Source organism: Candidatus Omnitrophota bacterium (assembly GCA_028712255.1).
In the GTDB taxonomy this organism is placed as follows: domain Bacteria; phylum Omnitrophota; class Gorgyraeia; order Gygaellales; family Profunditerraquicolaceae; genus UBA6249.
Genome location: JAQTQJ010000002.1, coordinates 36,572 through 59,764, shown reverse-complemented (window position 1 = coordinate 59,764; position 23,193 = coordinate 36,572). Strand labels below are relative to the sequence as shown.

At 40.4% G+C, this 23,193-nt stretch carries 28 protein-coding genes, 3 tRNA genes and 1 other RNA gene; 5 read left to right on the top strand and 27 right to left on the bottom strand.

Features of this window, described 5'->3' with window-relative positions; translation table 11 throughout:
• From PHC29_01460 to PHC29_01450, 3 genes are read right to left on the bottom strand one after another with little or no spacing between them, the layout of a single operon-like run.
• Entirely contained in the window at nucleotides 1-885 is an 885-nt protein-coding gene (locus PHC29_01460) for a cation diffusion facilitator family transporter (protein ID MDD5108165.1), read from the bottom strand.
• Between the two features lie 9 nt (nucleotides 886-894).
• Nucleotides 895-2,067, bottom strand: a complete 1,173-nt coding sequence (locus PHC29_01455; GenBank protein ID MDD5108164.1) for a permease — start codon at nucleotides 2,065-2,067, stop codon at nucleotides 895-897.
• The gene (locus PHC29_01450; GenBank protein ID MDD5108163.1) at nucleotides 2,064-2,369 is read right to left on the bottom strand and encodes a DUF134 domain-containing protein; all 306 of its coding nucleotides are present in this window, start codon (nucleotides 2,367-2,369) and stop codon (nucleotides 2,064-2,066) included. The genes PHC29_01455 and PHC29_01450 overlap by 4 nt, the downstream gene beginning before the upstream one ends.
• Nucleotides 2,370-2,789: 420 nt before the next feature.
• On the opposite strand from PHC29_01450, the gene PHC29_01445 reads away from it, so the two are divergent.
• Nucleotides 2,790-3,185 carry a hypothetical protein gene (locus PHC29_01445; protein ID MDD5108162.1) on the top strand — a complete coding sequence of 132 codons (396 nt, stop codon included), beginning with the start codon at nucleotides 2,790-2,792 and terminating at the stop codon, nucleotides 3,183-3,185.
• On the opposite strand, the gene PHC29_01440 is transcribed toward PHC29_01445, so the two are convergent.
• From PHC29_01440 to PHC29_01350, 19 genes are all read right to left on the bottom strand, one after another.
• Nucleotides 3,174-3,250: transfer RNA gene (locus PHC29_01440), tRNA-His, on the bottom strand. The genes PHC29_01445 and PHC29_01440 overlap by 12 nt on opposite strands.
• Before the next feature lie 6 nt (nucleotides 3,251-3,256).
• Nucleotides 3,257-3,718, bottom strand: a complete 462-nt coding sequence (locus tag PHC29_01435) for an HNH endonuclease signature motif containing protein (GenBank protein MDD5108161.1) — start codon at nucleotides 3,716-3,718, stop codon at nucleotides 3,257-3,259.
• Between the two features lie 121 nt (nucleotides 3,719-3,839).
• The gene (locus PHC29_01430; protein ID MDD5108160.1) at nucleotides 3,840-5,066 is read right to left on the bottom strand and encodes a DUF748 domain-containing protein; all 1,227 of its coding nucleotides are present in this window, start codon (nucleotides 5,064-5,066) and stop codon (nucleotides 3,840-3,842) included.
• A gap of 775 nt (nucleotides 5,067-5,841) precedes the next feature.
• Nucleotides 5,842-5,916: transfer RNA gene (locus PHC29_01425), tRNA-Pro, on the bottom strand.
• 3 nt (nucleotides 5,917-5,919) lie between these two features.
• A complete protein-coding gene (locus tag PHC29_01420; protein ID MDD5108159.1) occupies nucleotides 5,920-6,162 on the bottom strand; it encodes a GIY-YIG nuclease family protein in 243 nt (80 codons plus the stop codon).
• Nucleotides 6,163-6,277: 115 nt separating this feature from the next.
• A complete protein-coding gene (locus PHC29_01415; GenBank protein MDD5108158.1) occupies nucleotides 6,278-6,886 on the bottom strand; it encodes an XTP/dITP diphosphatase in 609 nt (202 codons plus the stop codon).
• Nucleotides 6,886-7,599: a ribonuclease PH gene (rph, locus tag PHC29_01410; GenBank protein ID MDD5108157.1), complete on the bottom strand. Its 714-nt coding sequence runs from the start codon at nucleotides 7,597-7,599 to the stop codon at nucleotides 6,886-6,888. The genes PHC29_01415 and rph overlap by 1 nt, the downstream gene beginning before the upstream one ends.
• Complete coding sequence (locus PHC29_01405; protein ID MDD5108156.1) at nucleotides 7,589-8,089, bottom strand: FumA C-terminus/TtdB family hydratase beta subunit; 501 nt, start codon at nucleotides 8,087-8,089, stop codon at nucleotides 7,589-7,591. Before PHC29_01405 ends, rph begins: the two co-directional genes overlap by 11 nt.
• Entirely contained in the window at nucleotides 8,086-8,931 is an 846-nt protein-coding gene (locus PHC29_01400; protein MDD5108155.1) for a fumarate hydratase, read from the bottom strand. The genes PHC29_01405 and PHC29_01400 overlap by 4 nt, the downstream gene beginning before the upstream one ends.
• Nucleotides 8,928-9,362 (bottom strand): preQ(1) synthase, encoded by a 435-nt coding sequence (queF, locus tag PHC29_01395; GenBank protein MDD5108154.1) that lies wholly within the window; start codon nucleotides 9,360-9,362, stop codon nucleotides 8,928-8,930. Before queF ends, PHC29_01400 begins: the two co-directional genes overlap by 4 nt.
• Nucleotides 9,359-10,030, bottom strand: a complete 672-nt coding sequence (locus tag PHC29_01390; GenBank protein ID MDD5108153.1) for a 7-carboxy-7-deazaguanine synthase QueE — start codon at nucleotides 10,028-10,030, stop codon at nucleotides 9,359-9,361. The genes queF and PHC29_01390 overlap by 4 nt, the downstream gene beginning before the upstream one ends.
• On the bottom strand, nucleotides 10,027-10,686 hold the full coding sequence (queC, locus tag PHC29_01385) for a 7-cyano-7-deazaguanine synthase QueC (protein MDD5108152.1): 660 nt from the start codon (nucleotides 10,684-10,686) through the stop codon (nucleotides 10,027-10,029). The genes PHC29_01390 and queC overlap by 4 nt, the downstream gene beginning before the upstream one ends.
• Nucleotides 10,676-11,032: a 6-carboxytetrahydropterin synthase QueD gene (gene queD, locus PHC29_01380; protein MDD5108151.1), complete on the bottom strand. Its 357-nt coding sequence runs from the start codon at nucleotides 11,030-11,032 to the stop codon at nucleotides 10,676-10,678. The genes queC and queD overlap by 11 nt, the downstream gene beginning before the upstream one ends.
• Nucleotides 11,025-11,816 carry a glutamate racemase gene (gene murI, locus PHC29_01375; protein MDD5108150.1) on the bottom strand — a complete coding sequence of 264 codons (792 nt, stop codon included), beginning with the start codon at nucleotides 11,814-11,816 and terminating at the stop codon, nucleotides 11,025-11,027. The genes queD and murI overlap by 8 nt, the downstream gene beginning before the upstream one ends.
• Nucleotides 11,813-12,898, bottom strand: coding sequence for an N-acetylmuramoyl-L-alanine amidase (locus tag PHC29_01370; protein ID MDD5108149.1), 1,086 nt, complete (start codon nucleotides 12,896-12,898; stop codon nucleotides 11,813-11,815). The genes murI and PHC29_01370 overlap by 4 nt, the downstream gene beginning before the upstream one ends.
• A 62-nt stretch (nucleotides 12,899-12,960) precedes the next feature.
• Complete coding sequence (locus tag PHC29_01365) at nucleotides 12,961-13,326, bottom strand: PilZ domain-containing protein (GenBank protein ID MDD5108148.1); 366 nt, start codon at nucleotides 13,324-13,326, stop codon at nucleotides 12,961-12,963.
• A 7-nt stretch (nucleotides 13,327-13,333) separates the two neighbouring features.
• Nucleotides 13,334-13,738, bottom strand: a transfer-messenger RNA (tmRNA) gene (gene ssrA / locus PHC29_01360).
• A gap of 4 nt (nucleotides 13,739-13,742) precedes the next feature.
• On the bottom strand, nucleotides 13,743-14,198 hold the full coding sequence (gene smpB / locus PHC29_01355; protein ID MDD5108147.1) for an SsrA-binding protein SmpB: 456 nt from the start codon (nucleotides 14,196-14,198) through the stop codon (nucleotides 13,743-13,745).
• Nucleotides 14,195-15,151: an AEC family transporter gene (locus PHC29_01350; GenBank protein ID MDD5108146.1), complete on the bottom strand. Its 957-nt coding sequence runs from the start codon at nucleotides 15,149-15,151 to the stop codon at nucleotides 14,195-14,197. Before PHC29_01350 ends, smpB begins: the two co-directional genes overlap by 4 nt.
• A gap of 194 nt (nucleotides 15,152-15,345) precedes the next feature.
• On the opposite strand from PHC29_01350, the gene PHC29_01345 reads away from it, so the two are divergent.
• Nucleotides 15,346-15,426, top strand: a tRNA-Leu gene (locus PHC29_01345).
• An 11-nt stretch (nucleotides 15,427-15,437) separates the two neighbouring features.
• On the opposite strand, the gene PHC29_01340 is transcribed toward PHC29_01345, so the two are convergent.
• Genes PHC29_01340 through pyrE form a run of 5 tightly spaced genes read right to left on the bottom strand, consistent with a single transcriptional unit; the run spans nucleotide 15,438 to nucleotide 20,190 of the window.
• The gene (locus PHC29_01340) at nucleotides 15,438-15,824 is read right to left on the bottom strand and encodes a response regulator (protein ID MDD5108145.1); all 387 of its coding nucleotides are present in this window, start codon (nucleotides 15,822-15,824) and stop codon (nucleotides 15,438-15,440) included.
• A 31-nt stretch (nucleotides 15,825-15,855) separates the two neighbouring features.
• Nucleotides 15,856-16,989 carry a beta-galactosidase gene (locus PHC29_01335; protein ID MDD5108144.1) on the bottom strand — a complete coding sequence of 378 codons (1,134 nt, stop codon included), beginning with the start codon at nucleotides 16,987-16,989 and terminating at the stop codon, nucleotides 15,856-15,858.
• Complete coding sequence (locus PHC29_01330; protein MDD5108143.1) at nucleotides 16,982-18,325, bottom strand: Maf and M48 domain-containing protein; 1,344 nt, start codon at nucleotides 18,323-18,325, stop codon at nucleotides 16,982-16,984. Before PHC29_01330 ends, PHC29_01335 begins: the two co-directional genes overlap by 8 nt.
• A gap of 12 nt (nucleotides 18,326-18,337) precedes the next feature.
• Nucleotides 18,338-19,621, bottom strand: coding sequence for an NAD(P)/FAD-dependent oxidoreductase (locus PHC29_01325; GenBank protein ID MDD5108142.1), 1,284 nt, complete (start codon nucleotides 19,619-19,621; stop codon nucleotides 18,338-18,340).
• An 8-nt stretch (nucleotides 19,622-19,629) separates the two neighbouring features.
• Nucleotides 19,630-20,190 (bottom strand): orotate phosphoribosyltransferase, encoded by a 561-nt coding sequence (gene pyrE / locus PHC29_01320; protein ID MDD5108141.1) that lies wholly within the window; start codon nucleotides 20,188-20,190, stop codon nucleotides 19,630-19,632.
• A 75-nt stretch (nucleotides 20,191-20,265) separates the two neighbouring features.
• Between pyrE and PHC29_01315 the strand changes: the two genes are divergently transcribed.
• From PHC29_01315 to PHC29_01305, 3 genes are read left to right on the top strand one after another with little or no spacing between them, the layout of a single operon-like run.
• Nucleotides 20,266-20,991 carry a ComF family protein gene (locus PHC29_01315; protein ID MDD5108140.1) on the top strand — a complete coding sequence of 242 codons (726 nt, stop codon included), beginning with the start codon at nucleotides 20,266-20,268 and terminating at the stop codon, nucleotides 20,989-20,991.
• Between the two features lie 2 nt (nucleotides 20,992-20,993).
• Nucleotides 20,994-22,097: an LptF/LptG family permease gene (locus PHC29_01310; GenBank protein ID MDD5108139.1), complete on the top strand. Its 1,104-nt coding sequence runs from the start codon at nucleotides 20,994-20,996 to the stop codon at nucleotides 22,095-22,097.
• Nucleotides 22,085-23,185, top strand: a complete 1,101-nt coding sequence (locus tag PHC29_01305) for an LptF/LptG family permease (protein MDD5108138.1) — start codon at nucleotides 22,085-22,087, stop codon at nucleotides 23,183-23,185. Before PHC29_01310 ends, PHC29_01305 begins: the two co-directional genes overlap by 13 nt.
• Nucleotides 23,186-23,193: the final 8 nt, after the last annotated feature.

The following is a 23,193-nucleotide window of genomic DNA, read 5'->3' as shown; positions in this document are numbered from 1 at the left end:
TCAGACCTTAATCAAGCTAACTCCTTTACACGAATTAAACTCAACCTGCAAAGTCACATGAGTAATAGCGAAACTTTCTTTAAGCGCTTCTTCTACTTGCCTTACTAAAAGACACGTCTCGCTGACCGGCATATCCCGCGATACATTGATATGCGCTTCAAAATGAATATCCCGTTCGGTTACCGCCCACAGGTGAGCGTGGTGAATGTCTTTTACTCCTTCAATTCCTTCTATGCGCGCCTGAATTTCCCTTAAGTTTATTCTTTTTGGGACATGTTGCATGAGAATGCGGGTGCTTTCTTCGATAATCTTATATCCTTCCCTCAATACATAGATACCAATAAGAATAGTCAAAGCCGGGTCAATCCAATAGGCTTTTGATATTAGAATCGCCAAGGCGCCAATAATTACCGCAATAGAAGAAAGAAAATCAGAGAAAAGATGTACATATGCTGCCCGTATATTTAAATCCTCATGTGCATGCGCTTTAAGAAGAAATACGGAAACAATGTTGGCAATTAATCCAACTGAAGCCACAGACAACATAAGCACGCCGTTGATCGGGTGCGGATGAGAAAATCTGGCAATGGCCTCCTTAAATAGAAATATTGAGACTACTACCAGCGCGCAGGCATTAAAGAGCGCAGCCAGAATCTCAGCACGCTTATAGCCGAAAGTCTGGGCTTCGGTATTCTTACGCTTAGCGAGGCGCACCGCAAAGAAACTAATCACCAAAGCCACAGTATCGCTTAAATTATGCAGCGCGTCAGAGATCAGCGAAAGACTTCCTGAAAAGACACCACCGATAATTTGCGCTGCAGTTGTTACCAAATTAAGCCCTGCAGATATAATTAGCCGACTTTCTTTGTTATTTTCTCTATGCATTTTCCCTATCTACTTAACTATCGCCCCAAAGATCATGCCACTTATGGTCGCCATCACCACAACCAACGCCACATATACCACCGTTTTCTTAGTACCTATAATACCCCGAATGACCAGCATACTCGGCAAACTCAAAGCGGGTCCCGCCAAAAGAAGCGCTAAAGCAGGCCCCTTGCCCATCCCGGAGCCAATAAGACCCTGCAAAATAGGTACTTCGGTTAATGTGGCAAAATACATAAATGCCGCAACAATCGATGAAAAGAAATTCGCCCGTAAGGAATTCCCTCCCACCAGCATTTCAACAAACCGCGAAGGAATAACCCCCTCATGTCCAACCCTTCCCAAAAGAAATCCAGATACAAGCACCCCTCCTAAAAGAAGCGGCAGAATCTGAAGCGCAAAACCCCATGTCGCTCCGGTCCATTCCTTTAATTCATCCTTTTTAAACCACCTAAAAATACTAAATCCTAAAACTATTAAGAAAAATCCTGTAATCCACCATTTGGAAGCATAGATTAAACTCCAAATTCCTGTATCTCCTTCTAAAGGCCTCCCCCAGTTGGCGAAAACAAGTATGGCGACCATAGAGAAGAAATAAATAATATCTTTCCATAGTGGCCGAGTCACTTTAACCTCACCTAATTGTAAATCTCCGCTCGCATGGCGAGCGCGCTCCTCCTTAAGAAAAATTAAATGCATGAGCAATCCGATAACAATACTAAAAATAACCGCGCCTATGGCTCGTGCTAACCCTAGCTGCCAGCCAAGAATACGCGCTGTTAGGATAATCGCCAAAACATTTATGGCAGGCCCTGAATAAAGAAACACAACCGCAGGACCAAGTCCAGCTCCTCTTTTATAAATACCGGAGAATAAAGGTAACACAGTACATGAGCATACCGCTAGAATCGTTCCCGATACCGAGGCAACGCTATAGGAAAGAAATTTATTTGCCTTAGCGCCGAAATACTTCATCACTGACGCTTGGCTGACAAACACCGATATCGCTCCTGCAATAAAGAAAGCCGGAACCAAACACAAGAGCACGTGCTCCCGCGCATACCACTTAACAAGCGCTAATGCTTCAAAGACCGCGTTATTAAAACGCATATTTTCTACCGGCAGATAAAAACAAGCCAGAAATGCTGCTAATATATATAGAAACTTTTTCCAATCTTTCATTGCTTGCCCCTCCCCTTAATCTTACAGCAACCGCCTTCAATCCTAATTGCTTTTATATTAACTAATCCATCAGCTATCTTACGGTGCGCTAAAGTAATAATTCTAGAGAAAGTCGACCGGGAAATCTTCATTAACTTTGCCGCTTCTACCTGTTTTAATCCTTCAAGACAGGCTAGACGCACAGCCTCAAACTCATCAAGTGTCAAAAAGACCCCTTCCAGCTTATTTAAAGGTTTACAAAGTGGTTTAAAACACCTTTCACCTGGAATACACTTTACCCATCTAGTTTTCTTTGGCCTCAAAATAGCCTCCTATCGTTATGAACATATGTGCATAACAAGTTTAGCATATTCACTAAATATGTCAATAATTTTTTAAAGTTCTTCCCCGATTTATGTGCAACTATTAGATTTTAAAGAGCCGAAAAGTTCTTTGAAAAGTTGATAGAATAAGCCTCTAACAAGGAGCCTCCTGTGCAATAAAGGGCGCGCAGTATCAAACGGGATTGCTCCGAGCCGCCTATACGCTTAGAGGATCTTGAGAATCAAATCCGTGACATTTTAGGCAAAATAACCATACCGCCGCAATTCCGGGATTGGGCGATAAAACAACTTAAAGCTGATCAATCAAAAGAAATAGTCGACCGCGATGAGATCACCAAGGCGCACCGGCATAATCTGGACGCCTGCGTTAAAAAATTAGACGCGCTTTTTAATATGCGATTGAACGAAGAGATCGGCGCGGAAGAATACGCCAAGAAAAAAGAGGATATCCTCAAGGAAAAGCAGAAATACGAGGAATTAATCGGCGATACTCAGGCAAGGGCTGAAACGTGGCTGGATCGGGCGGATAAGGCGTTTATGTTCGCGCAAACGGCCAAGAAACGGTTCGACACGGGCACTTTAGAGGACAAGCGGTATGTTCTCTCGTGTCTGGGCACAAAACTCGTCTTACACGGCAAGAAACTGCAATTTGAGCAGGAAAAGTGCCTTGCCATGTTCGAATGTGTGGCACCTGACGTACAAAGCCTCCACAACAGATTAGAACCGACGCAACTCGTTGATTCTACGGCCAGTTGGGAGGCTTTATATGCTCAAAATAAAAAATGGGGTGGGTAACGAGATTCGAACTCGCGACAACCTGAGCCACAGTCAGGTGCTCTATCCAGCTGAGCTATACCCACCAAAAACTAATACCAATGAACAATAAAATGACAATTGCGACAGAGCCATTCTAAATTTTCTATTACATTATTTTTTCTATTCCCGTCTTTATGATGGACTGCCAAAATTCTTTTATCATCTATTCCGCATTTATTACATTTTTTTACTATACCGGACCTTCTCATTATATCCCTATAAGCATTTTCTCCAGCAATCCAATTTGGCGCATTAACGCCACAACGCACGTTTTTATTTTCCCATGAACAATGGCAACCTACTGAACAAAAAAATCTTTTGCTTTTTGATTTTCTATAATCACGCGGGGTCCTATAAATTTTCCTTCCGCAGTTAACGCATTTGACCCATTTTCCATTAAATTGAGATTTAGAACGACATTTTATAGAACAATATTTACCCCAACCTTTCTTCACATGAAAAGGCTTTGTATAGAATTCTTTACCGCAAATCTTACATTTTTGATTTGGCATGATTTAATTATATCAAAGAACAATAAGTTTATCAAAATAATGAAATAGCCCACAGTCTACCGCTCTGACTCTACCGCTGAGCAAACAACTAAGCTATACCCACGAAAATCTCTATAAACAACTAATTTGCCGCCGGAGCCGGTTTATTTATAACGTCTTCAAAAAATTCCTTTATTCCATTACCCACAGCAAATACTCCGTCAACCGCGGCGCTAGAGAAATCTACTCCGCTCTTAATTCCGTTCTGCAGCATCTTAGCCGGAAATAGCAACATGTCTTGAGGCCGCAAGCCGGCTTGAGCCCTGCCCTGCATAAGTTTTCCCTCAAACGCGGATTTTATATCGCCAAACCCAAAAACCGGCTGATCCATTTTTGTATGCAGAGTAAAATCCAAAACTACTTTTCCTTGATTCATGTTTTTAAACATATCCAGCACCGCGTCAGTCAGGCGCTCTGCCTTTTGCTGCGGCTCCTCAGGAGCCCGCACCTTACGCACGATATCAGCTAATTCTAAGTGGCAAACCGCCGCAACATCATTATTTACCCCTTTAATATTACTGCTGAAATTTAACTTAGCCTTATCAATGCGCGCCTTCTCCAAATCCACCCAAGTTGAATAATAAGGATAAAAAACAATGGCGTCGATATTTTCAATCTTTAAAGTAGCCAACATATCCTTCTTATAAACATTTATCCATCCCTGCGCAAGGAGCCTGCCGTCAGGCTCACCGCTATTCCAAGAAATATTGCCTTTTAAACTAAAATTAGTTACGGAATCCTTAACAACAGTAGATAAATTAGTTAGGTAAAAGTAAATATCCTTAACCATAACTTTTATGACCCCGCTTTTTGCTGTTGAATCGATAAAATCTAACTTACCAGAATAAACTTTCAGGCTTTTTATGGTTACGGGCAAAACTTTATGCTGCGCAGCGGCGGCAGGAGCAGGCGTTATAACAGGCGCAGGCGCAACAGCCGCAGGTACAGTTTCCACAACCAAGATACTGCTCTCTTGTACTGGAACAGGCACAGCTAAACGCTGATAAGTAAGCTGCGGTCCTACAATTTTAACTTTATTAAGAGCAATTCTGCCAAATAAAAGGTTAGGAATGCTCGGCGATATATAAATATAACCAGCCTTCAGCAGGCCTTGGATCTCCAGGTCTCTTATCTCAAGATTTAGCGGCGGTTTAATATCCAGCTTACTTATAGTGGTAGAGTGGCCGGTTACCTGTGCAATCTTTTCTGCAATTATATTTTTAGCTTCCACTAAGAGAAAGGCATAGGCAAAGCTAAAAAAGATAACAACAATTGCGATAATTGTGAATATTTTTTTCCAGTTTTCCATAAATTTTATGCGCCTGGGCCGAATCGAACTTGTCGCGCTCCGCCTATGGCGGATCGCTCCCCATAGGGGCTCTGCCCCTATGGCGCTCACTTCGTTCGCTGTCACCCCGAAAGCGTGGGGGACATCACTTTTCCCCCACACCCCCTTCCGTTCGATTCTTTATACTATTTAAATGCGCCTGGGCCGAATCGAACGGCCAACAACCGGCTTAGCTTACCGCACCGGATTACTCCGGCCAGAAACACTTGTTGCGGTCTGGACTATGTCTTCACCTTTACAGGTGTGTGGCGTATAGTCTCTGAGGACTCTCCCCGCTTATAGCGGGGGTTGCCTGCAAGTGATCCTTAAAAAATAAGGATTTCCTTGCATACAGCCACATGCACTCTATGAGTTTTATTTCCCCATAGAGGCTCCTTTGGAAGGCAGGTGCTCTATCCATTTGAGCTACAGGCGCATTTAATTTTTCAAAGTCGGGGCGACCCACCACTAAACATTGGCGAGGTCTTACCCGAAACATTTTATCGGGGCGACAGGACTTGAATCTGTGACCTCTTGCTCCCAAAGCAAGCGAGCGCCACTGAATCTTTGGCGCTCGTCCGCCAACGTTCTAATGGCGGACGCTCTAGCCAAATACAATACGTTAACATGTCGGGGAGGTGAGACTTGAACTCACGACCTCTTGCTCCCAAAGCAAGCGAGCGCCACTGAATCTTTGGCGCTCGTCCGCCAACGTTCTAATGGCGGACGCTCTAGCCAAATACAATACGTTAACATGTCGGGGAGGTGAGACTTGAACTCACGACCTCTTGCTCCCAAAGCAAGCGCTCTAGCCAAACTGAGCCACTCCCCGTTATTACTTAAACAAAGTTAGATTCTTAAGAACCCTTCTACCTTCACCGCTTTTTAAAAACTTTTCCCGTTTTAACGCTAAAGAATCACTATTATATTCCTCAACCCTAGTTAATACCCACGGTCTTTTCGATTTTGTAGATAAACTTTCTCCTCTATTATGGCTATTAAACCTTTGATCTACATTTTTTGTTGAGCCTATATAGAGACTTTTATCTTTTTTACTTCTTAATACGTAAACAAACATAATCATCAAAACAGGCGAGCGCCACTGAATCTTTGGCGCTCGTCCGCCAACGTTCTAATGGCGGACGCTCTAGCCAAACTGAGCCACGCCCCGTATTGCGTAAACTTTTATTATATCAACTCTCTACTTGCTTAACAATATATTTCTGGATTATCCGCTTGGCTTTTTTTAAAGCATGGTAACGGTGGCTCATTTTATGCTTGATTTTTTCTCCCGTTTGAGCGAATGTCTTCTTATATTTTGGAATATAAAATACCGGATCATATCCAAATCCGGCAGCGCCTTTAGGTTCAAAGGCAATTAAACCATTGCATCTTCCCTCAACTACTTCTATCAATTCCTGCTTATCGGCTAGCGCTACAGCGCAAACATAATGGGCTTTTCTTTTTTGCCAAGGTATATCTTTAAGTAACTTAAGTAATTTAAAATTATTCTTAATATCGCTTTTATCTTTCCCTGAGAAACGCGCTGAATAAATCCCCGGAGCTCCATCCAGAGCGTCGACGCACAAGCCGGAATCTTCGCCCAAGCAAAGCTCGCCTGTAAATCGAGCTAATTTCACCGCTTTCTTTACCGCATTCTCCTTGAAAGTCTTGCCATTCTCAACTACTCTCGGAGAATTTTTATAGGTGTCAAGGGACAATAAAGTTAAATCCATCCCCTTTAAAATTTCTTTTATCTCAAGCAACTTCTTTTTGTTTCGTGTAGCAACTACTAACTTCATTATAGCAATATGTCTCCGACAAGTTTTCTCTGAACACTAAAAAGTTCTTCAATTCCTTTTTTGGCGAAATCAAGCATTGTATCCATTTTTTCTTTGGAAAAAGGCTTGCGTTCCGCATTACCCTGCACTTCGATAAATTCACCCGAACCAGTCATAATCACATTCATATCTACTTCGGCTTTAGAATCCTCCTCATAACACAAATCTAACAACAAATCTCCATTTAGCATCCCAACGCTGGTTGCGGCAACATAATCCTGTACGGGAACCTTACTAATCTTGCCATCTTTTTTAAGTTTTTGTAAAGCATCAACTAAAGCAATGAAACTTCCGGTAATTGAAGCGGTACGCGTACCGCCGTCACCTTGAATAACATCACAATCAATCCAAATGGTACGCTCACCTAAATACTTCATCTCGGTAATTGCCCGAAGGGATCTGCCGATTAAACGCTGAATTTCATAAGTGCGGCCGGAATCTTTTCCGCGCGGGATACGCGTTCCGCATGAACGAGGGAGCATTCCGTACTCGGCGGTAACCCAGCCTGTGCCTGAGCCCCTTAAAAACGGCGGGACAAATTCATCAACGGATGCAGTACAGATTACTTTGGTATTCCCTAATTCTATTAAACAAGAGCCTTCCGGAAATTTAATATAATTTCTGGTTATGTTAACTTTTCTGATTTTGTCATTACCGCGTCCGTCAATACGCATCATAAATATCCCCTCCGTTAGCATCAATTGCCACAATCAAAGGAAAATCCTTTACTTCTAATTTTAAGATTGCCTCCGGGCCTAAATCACGGTAAGCAATTGTTTTAGCCTTCTTAACATATTTACTTAATAACGCACCGCAGCCGGCGTAAGTCACAAAATAAACTCCTCTGTGTTTTTTTATCGCATCTCTTACTTCTCTAGAACGGCTTCCTTTGCCAATCGTTGCGCTTAATCCTTTAGTCAGCAATAACGGAGTAAACTCATCCATACGCGAACTAGTCGTCGGACCGCAGGAACCGATAATTTTTCCCTTGGGTGCCTGCGTTGGGCCGCAATAATAAATAATTGCTCCTTTTAATTCAAAAGGCAGCCGCTTTCCTTTTTTAATTGCCTCAAACATTCTTTTATGCGCCTGGTCTCGGGCTGTATAAATTGTCCCGTTAAAATAAATCTGTTGGCCGGCTTTTAAAGTATTGAATTTTTTCATAAAATTACTGAGGCGCTTCTTAAGGCGTGACAGCTGATATTTACACTCACCGGTAACCCGGCAATATGTGTCGGGTATGTTGCAATATTTACCGCCAAAGCTGTAGTCTTACCGCCCAGGCCCATCGGGCCGATATTAAGATTATTTATCTCAAATAACAGTTTCCGCTCAAAACCGGGGACAGTCCCCTGCGGGGACAGTCCCCTCTGTAGTCTAATCCTTTTCAAAAGCGCCTTTTTAGCCAATAAAGCAGCGTAATCTGCCGTTCCTCCAATACCCACACCGACAACATATGGAGGACAAGCATCAGGACCTGCGTTTTTTACTGCATCAATTATAAATTTGGCGATCTCCTCTGTGCTGGCTGTAGGCTTAAACATTTTTAATTGCGATTTATTCTCACAGCCAAAACCTTTAGGTAAAACCGTTAATTTAATTTTATTTCCTTTAACTACATCCGTATGGATTACGCACGGTGAAAACTTAGATTTTCCTCTTAAAAGAGGATCAACGACAATGGAATTTCTTAAGGCATATTTTTTATATCCGTCTTTGACTCCCTTATTTATCGCTGTTTTCAAATCTCCGGATATTTTTACATCCTGTCCAACATCGGCAAACACAACCGGCATACCGGTATCCTGACAAATAGCTAAGTTTTTTTGCTTAGCATAAGCGGCATTATCCAGTATCGCCTTAAGGATTGCTTTTGAACGCTTATTTTTTTCTAATCGATAAGCGCGACATAAAGCAGATAAAACATCCTTACGCAAAAGAAAATTAGCGCGACGCACTAATTCAGTAACAGCCACACTTATTTGAGTTGCTTTAATTTCTCTCATTTAGCTTTATATTCTCTTGAGACAGTCGTAGTAATACCGCCCCGAGGATTAAAAATTCCACTAATCTTTAACCAGCGCGGCCTGACCACAGCCACAAAATCCTCAAGCATTTTATTAATTAAATGCTCATGAAAAATCCCTAAATTGCGAAAAGATATAGTATACATCTTAAAAGATTTTAACTCTACGCAGAATTTAGCCGGAGAATATTCTATCCGAATAGTCGCAAAATCCGGTAAGCCCGTTTTTGGACAGATACAAGTAAACTCCGGAATATCCAGGTCAATCGTATAAAGCTTATCCGCGTATTGATTAAGCCAAACTTCAATAGAAGGAGTTTTAAATTTTCGAATATTTCTCTGTAAACCTTCGTAATCGGATTTCTTTCCGCCACCATTTATGGCAGACATTTTTCCTCGTTTATTTTTCATCGTAACCCCACTATTTTATGAATCTGTGGTATAACACACGCTGTAACTTTATGCCGGCTGGCTATCTCTCTAAACTGCGACAGTTTTACATTCAAAACATCTTGATTTTCATAACTGTTCGGCTGTAAAACTAAAACACTGGAAGGGCTTACCTCCCTAATCAGGCTCAGTGCCTCCATCAAATCTTCTTTTTGCGTAGCCAGGCAAATAATTGCTTTAAGGAACACTTCTTTATTAACAGCAACCTTAAGAAACTTCCTGTGCATATTCCAAAGATTTCCCATTCCGCTTGAACTTGGAAACTTTAGATCCATAGCCACGATATCTATGCGGTCGATTATATCCTCCAACTCAAAAAATAATGTGCCGTTTGTCTCTAAATAATGCTTATGGCCGTGCTTTGAAGTAAGTTTCAATATCTCTTTTAAAAAATCTTTATATAAAAGCGGTTCCCCTCCGGTGAATGAAACAGAATGGTATTTATCACGGTAAAGCTTAATCTCTTCAAAAAGTTCATGCGGTTCATATTCTATAAACCGGTCTGGTTTAGTATCACAGTAAGTACAGCTTAAGTTACAATTAAAAAAACGCACAAAGATCTGTTTTTCACCCAAATACAGCCCTTCTCCCTGCACGCTATCAAATATCTCGGAAATCCTGGCCTTCAATCGATTAACGGATCGACTAAACCCGCCTCTTTAAAACCTTTTGCACGATAATGGCAACTATCACATTTTCCACAAGGCATTTTTGCCCCACGATAACATGACCAAGTTAATTTATAAGGTACATTAAGTTTAAGCCCCAGGCTTATAATCTGCGCTTTCTTCCGGTTTAACAACGGAGCTAAAATTTTAATCTTGCCTGCGCCTAAAGTACCAGCTTTGGCCATTTTAACAAAAGCCCTAAAAAACTCAGGCCGGCAATCAGGATATCCGGAATAATCCTGCGCGTGCGCTCCAATAAAAATCGCCTGCGCATTAATTGTTTCGGCAAATGACAAAGCAAAACTTAAAAATATAATGTTACGCGCCGGCACGTAAGTGGCCGGAATACCTTTAGTAATTTTATCCGGAACTTTTATTTTCTTATCTAAGAGCGCTGAGCCTTTCCAGGGAAAATCGATTTTTAAAATTCGATATATTGATCGGCTTGCTTTGGCGACATTAACAGCACAATTGATTTCTTTTTTATGGAGCTGTCCATAATCAAAAATTAAACAGTAGCAGGTGTAGCCAAGTGCCTTGGCAAAATATAAAACCGTTGCCGAATCCAGGCCACCCGACAGCAGCACCACCGCCTGCTTGGGAAATTTATTCTTCATAAGTAGCGCAACTGGTAGAATTCTCCCAAACAGTCACAGAACTCAATAAGGGAATTTTGGTTGCAAGTTTCTTATAAAGATATTTTGCGATATTCTCGCTTGTTGGGTTTACTTTTTTAAAATAAGCTAGTTTATTTAGATATTTATGGTCCAACTCTTCCAAAACAGCATTTAATTTCTTCTTCAGTTCTTTAAAATCTACCACTATACCGATATTATTTAGTTTCTCTGATTTAACGATTGCCTCTATGCGCCAGTTATGGCCATGCAAATCCTCACATTTACCTTTGTAGCCTCTTAAATTATGCGCGGAACTAAAAGTACCTTCTATTTTTAAACTATACATTATCCACCTTCTTAACGTTAGTTAATTTTCTACCCATAAATCTCTGAGCCAAGGAACTAAACCACTCCGGGTTATCGCTGACATAAAATTTGTGCTTACCACCCTTACCGCGATTAAGCATATCTTCGCTGGCTAAAATTTTCTTGACCTCAAAAGCAACCTGTTTAGCAGAATCAATTAAAGTAACATTTTTACCTAATATTTCCTGAATCACCGGTTTTAGCAAAGGATAATGCGTGCAGCCTAAAATTACTGTATCCACCCCAGCCTCTCGAAGCGGTTTCAAATACTCTTTGGCCACACTCAAAACAACTTCACCGCTAAGCCAACCCTCTTCAACAAAAGGAACAAACAAAGGACAGGCTACGACGGTAACTTTAGCCTTAGGATCAAGCTGCTTAATCTCTATTTCGTAAGTACGGCTTTTGATTGTGCCTTTGGTCCCGATTACCCCGATGCGCTTATTCTGCGAGGCATAAACTGCCTCTCTTACTCCGGGAGTAATGACACCGATAATTGGAGCGCGGAAATGATTTTTTATTACCGGAAGAGCAAAGCTAGACGCTGTATTACAAGCAACACAAATAAGCTTAACATCCTGTTTTAATAAAAATAAAATATTCTCAATCGAAAAACGGATAACCGTCTGCGGTGATTTAATCCCGTAAGGGACACGGGCAGTGTCACCGAAATAAACTATATTTTCATTAGGCAGCTGGCGAATTATCTCCCTGGCTACCGTAAGCCCTCCTACCCCTGAATCAAAAACTCCGATTGAACTCATTTTAATAACTCTACTAATGCCATATCTTGTGAATAATCCCGCAGGCCTTCCAATATACCTTCGGCTAATTTTTGACGATATGCGCCAGTCTTCAACAATCTTTCTTCATTTGAATTAGAGACAAAACCAACCTCAATCAATACACCGGGCATCCTAATCCCTTTTAATACTTGAAAACGCGCATTTTTTACCCCTAAAATATTAGCATCAATACAACCATCCATAATCTTACATACAGAGCGGGATAGCTCTATTGATTCGGCCCGGCTATTGGTATAAATCATATCCCAGACAATCGCCTTTAAATCCTGATTGCTGCCGGCAAAAACAGCGTCTTTTAAATTTAATGAAGCGCTCCTTGCCGTAAGGGCAGCGCGCTTAGAATCACTTACACTGGGAGCAACATAATAAACTTCAAAACCGTTCAACGAACGGCTACGCGCAGCATTAGAATGAATACTGATAAATAAATCTGCCCCTGATTTATTGGCGATATTGACCCGGCCGGATAACGAAATAAACCTGTCACTTGAACGGGTAAGCACTGTCACAACACCTTCTGCCCTTAAAAGATTACTTAATCTTTTGGCAATATCTAAATTTACATCTTTCTCTCTCAAACCACTTCTACCAATTGCCCCAGGATCATTGCCTCCATGGCCGGCATCGATAACCACCTTAGTTAATTTTATTTTACCTGTACCCGGCCGGCGGTGATAGGCCATAGTAGCTTGACTAAATAATACATCAAAAACCTGTTCCTTAAATTGTTGAGGCACCACAATCGTGCCTTGATAGATATCAATGGGAGAATTTAAATGCATTACGTTATTATTAACTAAGACCAAAGTATCTTGCGCCCTTAGATTTACGGAATTAGCATCTCTGTTCAGATAGGTAGTGCGCGTGAGCGGCTCATACTGCATCTGGACGCCGCGTAAATCACATAAACTGACCAAAGGATAATAAGTTTTCCCGCCTATTGAATACGTCGCGATATTCTCGCCAGTAGGAACCGTGACGCAACCAGAGATTAAAAGTATGGCTAAGAAAAATAATATATTTAATTTTTTAATCATCATAGCAACTATTGACTTATGGGTGCCGGTATCGGCCTTTTGTTATTTTCCTTACTTACGCCTCTTCAAAGATGCGCTCTGTTCTGTTTAACGGCAAAATCGCAGTAGTCTTTAATGAATATCATCGTCTGTTCAGAAATAGAATCAAATTTTACGCGGTTACGGAAACCACTGATAAAAGCTCCGGGAAATTTTGTTATGTCTTTGGATTCTAAAACTTTACACCTGCAATCAAGCCATTCATGCGGCAGGACAGGAAGCTTTAAAGACACTTCAACATACCCTCCTTCCGGAAGCTGAACCTGGCTGATAAAACAAATCCCTTCCTGATTAATATTACTAATATAAAGGATTTGAGATTTTCCGGCTGCGTCCTTCAACCTGAGAAGAAGCGGTTTACTAATTCTGATTGATTTACGTTTTTCTTCCATAAACTTTTGGTGGAGGTGGGCGGAATTGAACCGCCGTCCCTAAGTAATCGAATAGAAGCCGCTACATGCTTAGCCTTATAATTTGTCTTAGCTTTGCAACTTCTATAAGGCAGGATTTGCAAAGCGCAGCCTTTTCGATTTCATCCCAGTTTGGAAGGCTAACCGCCGAGACTATCCTACCAAGGCCCTAATCCATCCCGTAGGCTGGACGGTTAGAGGCTACTGCCTTAATTAGGGCAGTAGGCTGGAAGAAACATCGGTCTAGCCGCAAAAGACGGCTGGACAAATGTTCCTAAACGTGACACTGTCGTGTTTGCGTTTGAATTGTGCACGGATTATTAACGCGGCTAACCATGCGTCCGCGGCATGCTGCTTTTATCCGACATATCTTAAGTCGAACCCTTTCACCCCCATACCTATTTTCTTCTACTCTTTACTGCCCTGCGCATTTCACGGTCTGTTTCCCTGCGCTTAATACTTGCTCGCTTATCATAAAGTTTCTTTCCACGACAAAGCGCTAAATCCACCTTAACAAAACCCCGGTCATTGAAATAGATCTTTAATGGAACTAGAGTCAGGCCTTTTTGGGTAAGTTTTCCAATAATTCTTTGAATCTGATTCTTATGCAAAAGAAGCTTACGAGGCCGGTCCGGATCAACATTTAAATAACTAGCCTCTGTATAATGGCTAATATGGGCGTTATATAAGAAAAGTTCTTCTTTCTCAGGACGAGCAAAGCTATCGTCTAAATTAATTTTCCCTGCGCGCAGGGATTTTACTTCTGAGCCCTTAAGCTCGATGCCGCTTTCTATAGACTCCAGAACTTCATAATCCCTATAGGCTTTGCGGTTAGTTATAATAATCTTACTCATTTTAGCACAACCAGCGATAAATATAAACCTAAAAATAACGGTATAGTAACCAGGCTAATGACGTGGCTAAAAAATACTCCTTGGCTAATCAAAGCATCTTCTTTATTGTAATGGCGAATAATCACCGATAAAGAAGTCGCCGAAGGCATAGCTAGCTGCATAACGATTAAAAAACCAAATAATTGCGGTAGCCCCAATTTAAGTACCACCCATATGCCTAATGCCGGCAGAATAATCAACTTCCCCAGAAGGAAAAAGAAGACAGTTTTTTTATCAATATTCTTCAGCTGCACTAAAGCGACATTTCCCCCGACGACAATTAAAGCCAAAGGCAAAGCGCAATTACTCACCATTTGAATAGGCTTCGATAAAACAGCCGGAATAAATTTATTTAAACCCAGCGCGATAAGAGCGAGGGTCGATAAATTTGCAATTACCGGGGGGCTAAAAATATGCTGAAGTTTAAACTTTGCCTCTTTATCGTAGGTAAGCATATACATTCCCAATGACCAAGCCACCAGATCAAAACCCAATAGAAATAGAAATATATAAATAAAAATACTGCTCATCTGTTGACCTGAAAATATCGATGCTACCATCGCCAAAGGTAAATACCCGGAGTTCTGAAAACCTACAAGGCTTAAAAATTGCAATTTATGATTTTTTAATTTAATAAGCTTGAGTAAAAAGAAACCTACCAACAGTCCACAAGCAGTGATTACTAGGCTAACCAGAGGGAAAATCCACCAATTCGGATAAAGACTAAAGCTAAAATTCTGCATCAACTGAGTAAAAATCATCGCTGGAAAAATAACCTGTATCACCAAACGGCTTAAAGCGTCAAGGCCGGAGTGGGAAAGCATATTTTTCCTCACCAAAATATAACCTAAAGCCCCCAAAATAAATATCTGGGCCATAGCAAAACCGGTAATCTTAAAATGTTCCAAAAACACTCTTTTCTCCCTGCCGGCAGGCAGGCTCCTTAGTAAACTCGTATTATAACAGCAAAAAAACGCAGCCGCAATTCATTTAAATCAAGAGGACGGTTCTACTTTTCTAGCGTTAGCCTCGAGAAAAGCAGAACCGTCCCCTAGTTTTAACCGGTTGACAGGATTAGTGAGCTAAGATATACTTAAATCTGATTTTTGCGGGGGTGGCGGAATGGCAGACGCGCACGTCTCAGAAGCGTGTGGGGCAACCCATAAGAGTTCAAGTCTCTTCCTCCGCACTAATTAAAACTTAGGATTGCTCTGATTTAGATTTTATAGCTTTTTCTATCGCTTCAATAAGCTTGGCATCATCAACAGGCTTAACAAAATAATCAGTAATTCCCAATTTAAAAGCCTCAATCTTATCCGCACTTTTATCTAATCCCGAAACTACTATTATCGGAATAGCCTGGCCAAAAGGGTCATTATTAAGCATTTCGCAAACATCCAACCCTCCGATACCAGGCATAAGTAAATCTAACAGAATAACATCCGGCTTAAAAACATGGATACGTTCAATTATATCTTTTGCCTCGGTGGCAGCCATAACTTCGTAACTACCGGAATACTCAAGGCGTATTTTAAGTAATAAGGCGAAATTCTCTTCATCATCAATTATCATTATTTTCTTTTTCAAGAAAATCACCCCCCTTACTTTAAGTATACCATTATTTTTTTAAATTCTTATCTCTTTTCCATTCTTTAAAACATTCTTGATAAGCCTTAAAAGAAGGTTTACACGAATAATCCCAACGCACTAAACCAAAATAATCCACTCCATTTTTCCAGTGATCTTTAGTATCCCGGAAAAATGCCCAAAAAATCTTCTCTACCCGCGGATTTTTTAACAATTCAATATACACATCTTTAAGCCACCTGGACTGCTCAGATTCACTGGGATTATCTCCCAGCCACCAGTTATTTGTTTGTAATCCCGTCCTTACTCCCGGACAACCAATTTCAGTTATCCATATTTTCTTATTTGCATCCCCGTTACGCACCATTATCTTATAAGCAAGCTTAGGGAAAGTGGCTATAGCTCTCATGGCATTGTTCCCGAATAATGGGTTTTGAAAAAAATGCAGGTTTAATATGTCAAAATAATCTTTTGCGCCGTTATCATAAAGATGGTTGATACTTGAGAGCCCATTAGCAAGGCCGCCATTTAAAATTTTACAATCCGGATCAATTTTCTTAGCCGCAAGATATACTTCTTTTAATAAAACGCAGTAAGACTTAAGGCCATCCTGTTGTTTCCAATAGGTAACAGAATCCGGCTCATTCCAAATCTCCCAGTATTTAATCTGTTCCTTATAGCGTTGGATAACTTTGTTTGTGTAATTAATAAATAAAGTGTTATCTTTAGGCGGACAATTCCATTCTCTGCATGAGGAAGCCCAACCTGTACTGTAATGCAATATACCTAGAATATAGATTCCTTTACTCCTAACTAATTTAACAATATTATCATATTTTGCAAAATCAAAGTTACCCTCAGCCGGCTCGATATCTTCCCATAGGAAATCCAATCTTATCCAACCAACTCCGGCACTTTGCATCAGAGAGACGGCCTTTTCTAGGTCAAGATTGCTGGGATATTTGTAATTATTCCAAGAATGATTCCAATGTAGAAATTCAAGAACCCCGAAAGGATTATCCATATTTATTTTATTTAATTTTATTAAATCTTTATCCAATTTTTCTTGCGGTAAAATTTTCCCTACCCGCCCAACAGGTAGGCCTGCATAAAAATAAATAAAAACTAATAAAATTATCGCTAAAGAACAAATTAACTTATTCATGCGGCTTCTGTTCAATATTGATATAATCGCTAAATTTAATTGGCTCGCCAATTTCCTGCTTAACAATTCTAATCCTGTCAGGAACATAGGGGTGGGTTTTAAAATATGATTGTTCCTGAAGTGGCATCCTACGGTTTATATCCTGCAGTTTATTTAAAAAAGTAATCATCGCGTGCGGATCATAGCCGGCCCGCTTAGCATAACGGGCCCCCAATTGATCCGCCAGCAACTCATCCTCCCGGCTATATCCAAGGAGAAATTGGGTAAAAGCAATATCGGCGGCATTACCGATTTCTCCTGAGCCGCCAGTAGGAGCTACAGCTACCAACAATCTTAATATAGAAAAGCTTTGCATTGCCTGAAGTTTTTTAATAGAATGCCGGGCAACGATATGGCCGACTTCGTGCGCCAAAACGCAAGCCAACTCATCATCACTAGAAACTTTATCCAATAATCCGGTATTTACGTAGATGTAGCCTCCGGGCAAAGAAACGGCATTCACGGTATCATCCTGCAAAACCTGAAAATAATAATCGATCTCTTTTCTATCGCTTACTGCGACGATCTTCTTACCGATATCCTCCAGGCGTTTTTTCTGCAAAGGGTCATTAGAGAATTTTAATTCTTTTTCTACCTGGCGGTTAATCGCCTGTCCCATCGCCACTTCTTTATCTGTACTGTAATAATATTGCTCCTCCTGTTTAGTGACAAGATTATACTCGGTAGAACAGCCACAAAGCAATAAGACAAAACAGATTACAGAGAGTACCCCAAACCTTTTAAAGATATGATAAAGTTTTCGTAAAGGCAAACCTACGACGTTATAAAAACAGCCATCTATCTTCTTAATAAAAAACGCCCCCTTCCCCTGTATATCAAAACTCCCTGCTTTATCCATTGGAGATACCTGTTTAAAATATTTACTGATTTCTTTATCGTTTAATCTGTCCATATGGACTTTTGTTTTTTCATAATCTAATACTAACTTTTCTGTGCTTTTGTCTTTTTTGATCACTGCTATCCCAGTATAAAGCCACTGCGGGGCGCTGGATAGTTTTTTAAGCATTCGACGGGCATCTTGAATATTTTTAGGTTTGCCAAATATCAACCCATTCTGTACGCAAATAGTATCGGCGGCAATAATAATGCCCTCTTTTACTTTCGAAGCTACATCTTTGGCCTTATTGCGCGCATTATTCTTAACTAATTGCGCATAAGATAAATTACCGCGTTTATTTACTTCTTTGACTTTAGAAGGAAAGGCTTTGAATTTCAAGCCAAACTTATCTAACAATTTTTTTCTGGCTTTTGATTTTGATGCTAAATAGATTTTCATACTATCATTTGCTTAACTTATCGCCACGCTCTCCCCCGCCAAATACCCCGTCGAAAAAGCTGCCTGAAGGTTAAATCCGCCGGTATCCGCGTCTATATCAATCATCTCTCCGCAGAAATATAATCCCTTAATCAGGCGTGATTCCATAGTGCGCGGGTTTATTTCCTTTAGACTCACTCCTCCCCGGGTAACCATACCTTCTTCAATGGGACGGGGACCAGAAATCTCCATGCGAAAACCTTTAAGCAAGGAAATGATCTTTTGCCTTTCGCCTTGCGTAATCTGGCTGCATTTTTTAAGCGGGTTGATTCCTGTAATATTTGTAAAAACTTTAATTAAACGTAAAGGCAATAATTCTTTGAGCATATTCTGAATAATTTTTTTGGAGTTGGATTTAAACTCTCTAAGCAAGCGCCCATCCAACTGCTCAATCGATAATGCCGGTTTTAGATCTATATCCACATAAACTTTTTTGCCTGGCCCCAATAAATCGCTTACCTTGCCGCTTAAAGAAATTACAAGCGGCCCGGATATTCCGGTCGACGTAAAAACCAGTTCTCCTATTTCAGAGTTAATCTGTGTTTTACCATCGGAAAATTTTCCGCCACAAATCGTGGCGGATCCGCCAAGGACTTTGGCGGAAAACCTGATATTACGCAAAGTGAGGCCTTCTATTTTTTTAAGATAACTTTGTTTCACATCAAGCGGCACTAAACCTGCTTTTAGAGGAACAATCGTATGCCCGAATCTCTTGGCGATATTTATTAGTGATGCGTCGGAACCGGTAAAACTGTAACTTGCCCCTCCCCCGGCTAAAATTATCCGGTCAGCCGCAATATCTTTTTGATCCTCTAAGCGCACTCCTCTGGCTGCGCCATTAGCAACAAGCAAATCAACTACTTTACTTTTACAAATGATTTCTACTTTTTGTTTAATTAATTCTTTTTTTAATATGTCTAAGACACTAGATGATCGGTCACTCTGAGGGAATACGCGCATTTGACGCTCAACTTTTAACTTTAAACCGCGTTCCTCAAAAAAGGAGATTAATTCTGGGGAAAAGAATTTCTTAAATGCATCTCTTAAAAAATCTCCGTTAGAGAAACGTTTCAGAAAATATTGCAGCTCTTCGGTATTAGTGAGATTGCAGCGGCCTTTGCCGCTTAAGAGAAGTTTATTGCCTAAGGTAGCCTTCCTTTCAAGAAGGATGACCTCCCGGCCTAAAGATGCTGCATGGATTGCCGCCATCATCCCTGACGGCCCTGCTCCAACTACTACAATTTTTATTTTTTTCACAAGAATATCTAGAGACCGAAATCGGCGATCTTAAAAATTGACTCTAGCTTCAAACCTGCTTTAGCTAAATTTTCAGCAGCCCCTTGGTTGCGGTCAACAATCACAATTGCCTTCTCGGCGACTACTCCTATTTTATCCAAAGCCTGTTTGGCTTCCAGGATTGCTTTTCCACTAGTAGCTACATCATCTATAAGAATCACACGTTGGCCTTTTTTTAATTCCGGACCTTCCACCTGCCTCTGCGTTCCATGCTCTTTTGCCTGTTTACGCACAATAAAAGTTTTAATTGGCTGTTTATTGATATAACTTAAAGCAGCCAATGCCCCTACAATAGGATCAGCTCCTAAAGTCGGCCCGCCGATAGCATCCAAAGCTTCATCTTTAACCATATCCAATATTATATCGGCAACCAGATAGGCACCTTCAGGATCCAAAGTAATTACCCGGCCATCAAGGTAATAATTGCTTTTTTTACCTGAAGAAAGCACAAATTTTCCTCTTTTTAAAGCCTCTTTATTCAATAATTCAAATAATTTATCTTTTAATTGCATGGTTTTTAAGTTTTTCATAATGTTATTCTACTATCGCCAAAGCTGGCTGTCAATTACTTTGACAAAGCTTATTTTCATTGTTATTATAGCTTTATGCTGTCCGGTTTGCTTAAAGGATTAAAGGATTTAATTTACCCAAACTGCTGTTTGAGCTGCGGAAACAGGATAAATTTAACAGAAGAACAGGGCTCAATCTGCGCTAGCTGCTGGGTAAGAATCGAAAAAAACCTGCCTCCTTTCTGCGCAACATGCGGCAGGCATTTGGACATAAAAGCGATAGATAAAAATACCTGTTTACATTGTTCAAACGCAAAATTTTATTTTGACCGCGCGTTTTGCCCATGTGTATATACAGGAGTAATAAAAAAATTGATACATGAATTCAAATATAACGGTAAAGATTACCTTAAAAAACCTCTGGGATCCATCATGAATACATTCATCAGGGATTATAACCTGCCTATTGAATATCTTGATTTCATTATTCCTGTCCCGTTGCATAAAAGCCGTCAAAGGGAAAGAGAATTCAACCAAGCCAATCTCTTAGCTCAGCAGGTTGCAGGTGAATTTAACAAAAAAATAGCAAGTGATATACTCATCCGCAGGAAAGCAACCAAAACTCAGACAGAATTAACTCCACAGCAACGCCGTCAAAACGTAGAAATGAGTTTCTTAGTTGCTAAGCCGGATTTAATTAAAAATATGAATTTACTGTTAATCGACGATGTCTTAACTACCGGTTCCACCTCAAACGAAGCAGCCAAAAGCCTAAAGGAAGCCGGGGCAAAAATGGTGCTTCTTATGACTTTAGCTAACTAAATATGAAAATATTGCGTAATTACATCTTAAGGGAATTTGTTGGGCCGCTTCTCTTATGCCTTGGAGTATTGACATTCGTTATGGTATTAATCGGTAACTTAAAACGTATTGCCGACTTAGTCATTAATAAAGGTGTCGATTTATTTAGTGTTATACAAATTTTTATCTATCTTACCCCCTACATCGTCACCTATACCTTACCCATATCAATACTGGTAGCGATATTGCTTGCTTTGGGCAGGTTATCCGGAGATAACGAAGTAATTGCTATCCGCGCCAGCGGCGTAAACCTGTTTAAATTAATTCTGCCTTTATTGGCCATCGGCCTAGCCTTAAGTTTAGCTCTGGCAGTTTTTAATGACCAGGCTGCCTCATATGCGCATTTTGCTTACCGCAGGGTTCTACAAGAAATGGGGATAAAAAATCCCACCGCAGCTTTTGAGGAAGGCGTATTTATCGATTCCTTTCAAAAATATATTCTTTTTATCTATCATGTGGATCAAAAGAAAAACCGCCTAAATAATATCCGCATCTATGAACCTCAAGGAGATGATAAGCCTACACGCACGATTGTCGCCAAGGCAGGAGAATTTATTACCATACCCGGAAAGAATATCATTAAATTGAAACTTATCGACGGTACAAGCGATGAGCCCGATCCGGAAAACCCTACTAACTTTTATAAACTTAATTTCCGCACTTACTTTATGAACCTGGATATGGCACAAATGCAGGATAAGGTCGTAGATAAAAAATACAAAGAGATGACAATTAAAGAATTAAAAAGAGAGGCAAAAAAATTAAAAAGCGAGGGAATCAGCCCGGCTCCACTAATCACTAAAATCCACGAAAAATTAGCCCTTGCATTCACTTGCTTAGTATTTATGCTCCTGGGGTCTTCACTGGGAATTATTACGCGCAGGCGCGAAAAATCTATTAACATCGGAATCGCTGTATTAGTTATTGTCTGCTACTATCCTTTGTATATTGGCCTAGTGGCGCTGGCAATGGAGGGAATTCTTCCTGCGGCCCTTGCCTGCTGGCTTCCAAATATTATCTTTACTGCCGTAGCAGGATACTTGACCTATAAACTATGCGCATCTTAGACCGCTACATTTTAAAATCGATTGTCTCTATATTTATTTCCTGTATCTTTGTTTTCCTATTCCTTTATGTTGTCATCGACCTGCTTACAAACCTGGATGAAATAATAAAACACCAAACCACACTTTTACTCTTAATACGCTACTATTTTTCATATTTACCGATAATGTTTGTGCAGGTCTCTCCTTTTGCCTGCCTCTTAAGCACAGTTTACACATTCGGAAAACTCAATCACAATAATGAAATTATTGCCATGCGTTCAAGTGGGCTAGGTATATTTGATATCGCCAGAAATGCTCTGATTTTTGGCCTACTTATTAGCTTTGCGGTATTTTGGGTAAGCGACAGGTTTGTTCCCTCCTCTTTAGCTGAGAACCAGAAAATTAAAGCCCAAATTGATGAAGGCTCGCTAAAAAGTAAACTACAAAAGTCTGACGAAATTGTAAACCTTTCCATGTACGGCCTAAGGAATAGATTATTTTTTATCAGTAAATTTTCACCCAGTAAAAAAACTATGGAAGGAATCACTATTTTAGAACATGATCAAAACCAAAACTTAACCAGTAAGATCATCGCTTCAAAAGGAGCGTATCGGGACGGATTATGGAGGTTTTTTCAGACTATTACATATAGTTTTGACCAAAATGGACAGGTAATCGATGAGCCGCTTTATATGGAAGAAGAAATTATGGCCATACCAGAAACCCCGGAGGACATGGCATCGTTAAGACAAAAACCGGAACAAATGAACATACGCCAGATGCAAAATTATATCTGGAGGCTTTCTAAAAGCGGAGCAACCGGAGTAATCCGAAACTTAAAAGTAGACCTTTACCAACGTTTTACTTCTCCGTTTACAAGTATAATAATTATCCTCTTAGGAATTCCTTTTTCTCTCTTGATGCATAAACGTGCCACGGGAATGTCGGCTATCGGAATATCAATTAGCGTAGGATTCCTCTATTACGTCTTAGACGCCATATGCCTGGCGATTGGAAAATCCGGGTTACTTATGCCATTTCTAGCTGCATCACTAAGCCACATAATCGTTTTATCCACCAGCCTCTATCTTATAGCAAGATTACCATAAAATAAAGG

Bases quoted from the DNA above. Each gene is read 5' to 3' on its own strand.
- PHC29_01460 (MDD5108165.1), bottom strand. From the start codon at position 885: ATGCATAGAGAAAATAACAAAGAAAGTCGGCTAATTATATCTGCAGGG.
- PHC29_01455 (MDD5108164.1), bottom strand. From the start codon at position 2,067: ATGAAAGATTGGAAAAAGTTTCTATATATATTAGCAGCATTTCTGGCT.
- PHC29_01435 (MDD5108161.1), bottom strand. From the start codon at position 3,718: ATGCCAAATCAAAAATGTAAGATTTGCGGTAAAGAATTCTATACAAAG.
- PHC29_01430 (MDD5108160.1), bottom strand. From the start codon at position 5,066: ATGGAAAACTGGAAAAAAATATTCACAATTATCGCAATTGTTGTTATC.
- PHC29_01420 (MDD5108159.1), bottom strand. From the start codon at position 6,162: ATGTTTGTTTACGTATTAAGAAGTAAAAAAGATAAAAGTCTCTATATA.
- PHC29_01415 (MDD5108158.1), bottom strand. From the start codon at position 6,886: ATGAAGTTAGTAGTTGCTACACGAAACAAAAAGAAGTTGCTTGAGATA.
- rph (MDD5108157.1), bottom strand. From the start codon at position 7,599: ATGCGTATTGACGGACGCGGTAATGACAAAATCAGAAAAGTTAACATA.
- PHC29_01405 (MDD5108156.1), bottom strand. From the start codon at position 8,089: ATGAAAAAATTCAATACTTTAAAAGCCGGCCAACAGATTTATTTTAAC.
- PHC29_01400 (MDD5108155.1), bottom strand. From the start codon at position 8,931: ATGAGAGAAATTAAAGCAACTCAAATAAGTGTGGCTGTTACTGAATTA.
- queF (MDD5108154.1), bottom strand. From the start codon at position 9,362: ATGAAAAATAAACGAGGAAAAATGTCTGCCATAAATGGTGGCGGAAAG.
- queC (MDD5108152.1), bottom strand. From the start codon at position 10,686: ATGAAGAATAAATTTCCCAAGCAGGCGGTGGTGCTGCTGTCGGGTGGC.
- queD (MDD5108151.1), bottom strand. From the start codon at position 11,032: ATGTATAGTTTAAAAATAGAAGGTACTTTTAGTTCCGCGCATAATTTA.
- murI (MDD5108150.1), bottom strand. From the start codon at position 11,816: ATGAGTTCAATCGGAGTTTTTGATTCAGGGGTAGGAGGGCTTACGGTA.
- PHC29_01370 (MDD5108149.1), bottom strand. From the start codon at position 12,898: ATGATGATTAAAAAATTAAATATATTATTTTTCTTAGCCATACTTTTA.
- PHC29_01365 (MDD5108148.1), bottom strand. From the start codon at position 13,326: ATGGAAGAAAAACGTAAATCAATCAGAATTAGTAAACCGCTTCTTCTC.
- smpB (MDD5108147.1), bottom strand. From the start codon at position 14,198: ATGAGTAAGATTATTATAACTAACCGCAAAGCCTATAGGGATTATGAA.
- PHC29_01335 (MDD5108144.1), bottom strand. From the start codon at position 16,989: ATGAATAAGTTAATTTGTTCTTTAGCGATAATTTTATTAGTTTTTATT.
- PHC29_01330 (MDD5108143.1), bottom strand. From the start codon at position 18,325: ATGAAAATCTATTTAGCATCAAAATCAAAAGCCAGAAAAAAATTGTTA.
- pyrE (MDD5108141.1), bottom strand. From the start codon at position 20,190: ATGAAAAACTTAAAAACCATGCAATTAAAAGATAAATTATTTGAATTA.
- PHC29_01315 (MDD5108140.1), top strand. From the start codon at position 20,266: ATGCTGTCCGGTTTGCTTAAAGGATTAAAGGATTTAATTTACCCAAAC.
- PHC29_01310 (MDD5108139.1), top strand. From the start codon at position 20,994: ATGAAAATATTGCGTAATTACATCTTAAGGGAATTTGTTGGGCCGCTT.
- PHC29_01305 (MDD5108138.1), top strand. From the start codon at position 22,085: ATGCGCATCTTAGACCGCTACATTTTAAAATCGATTGTCTCTATATTT.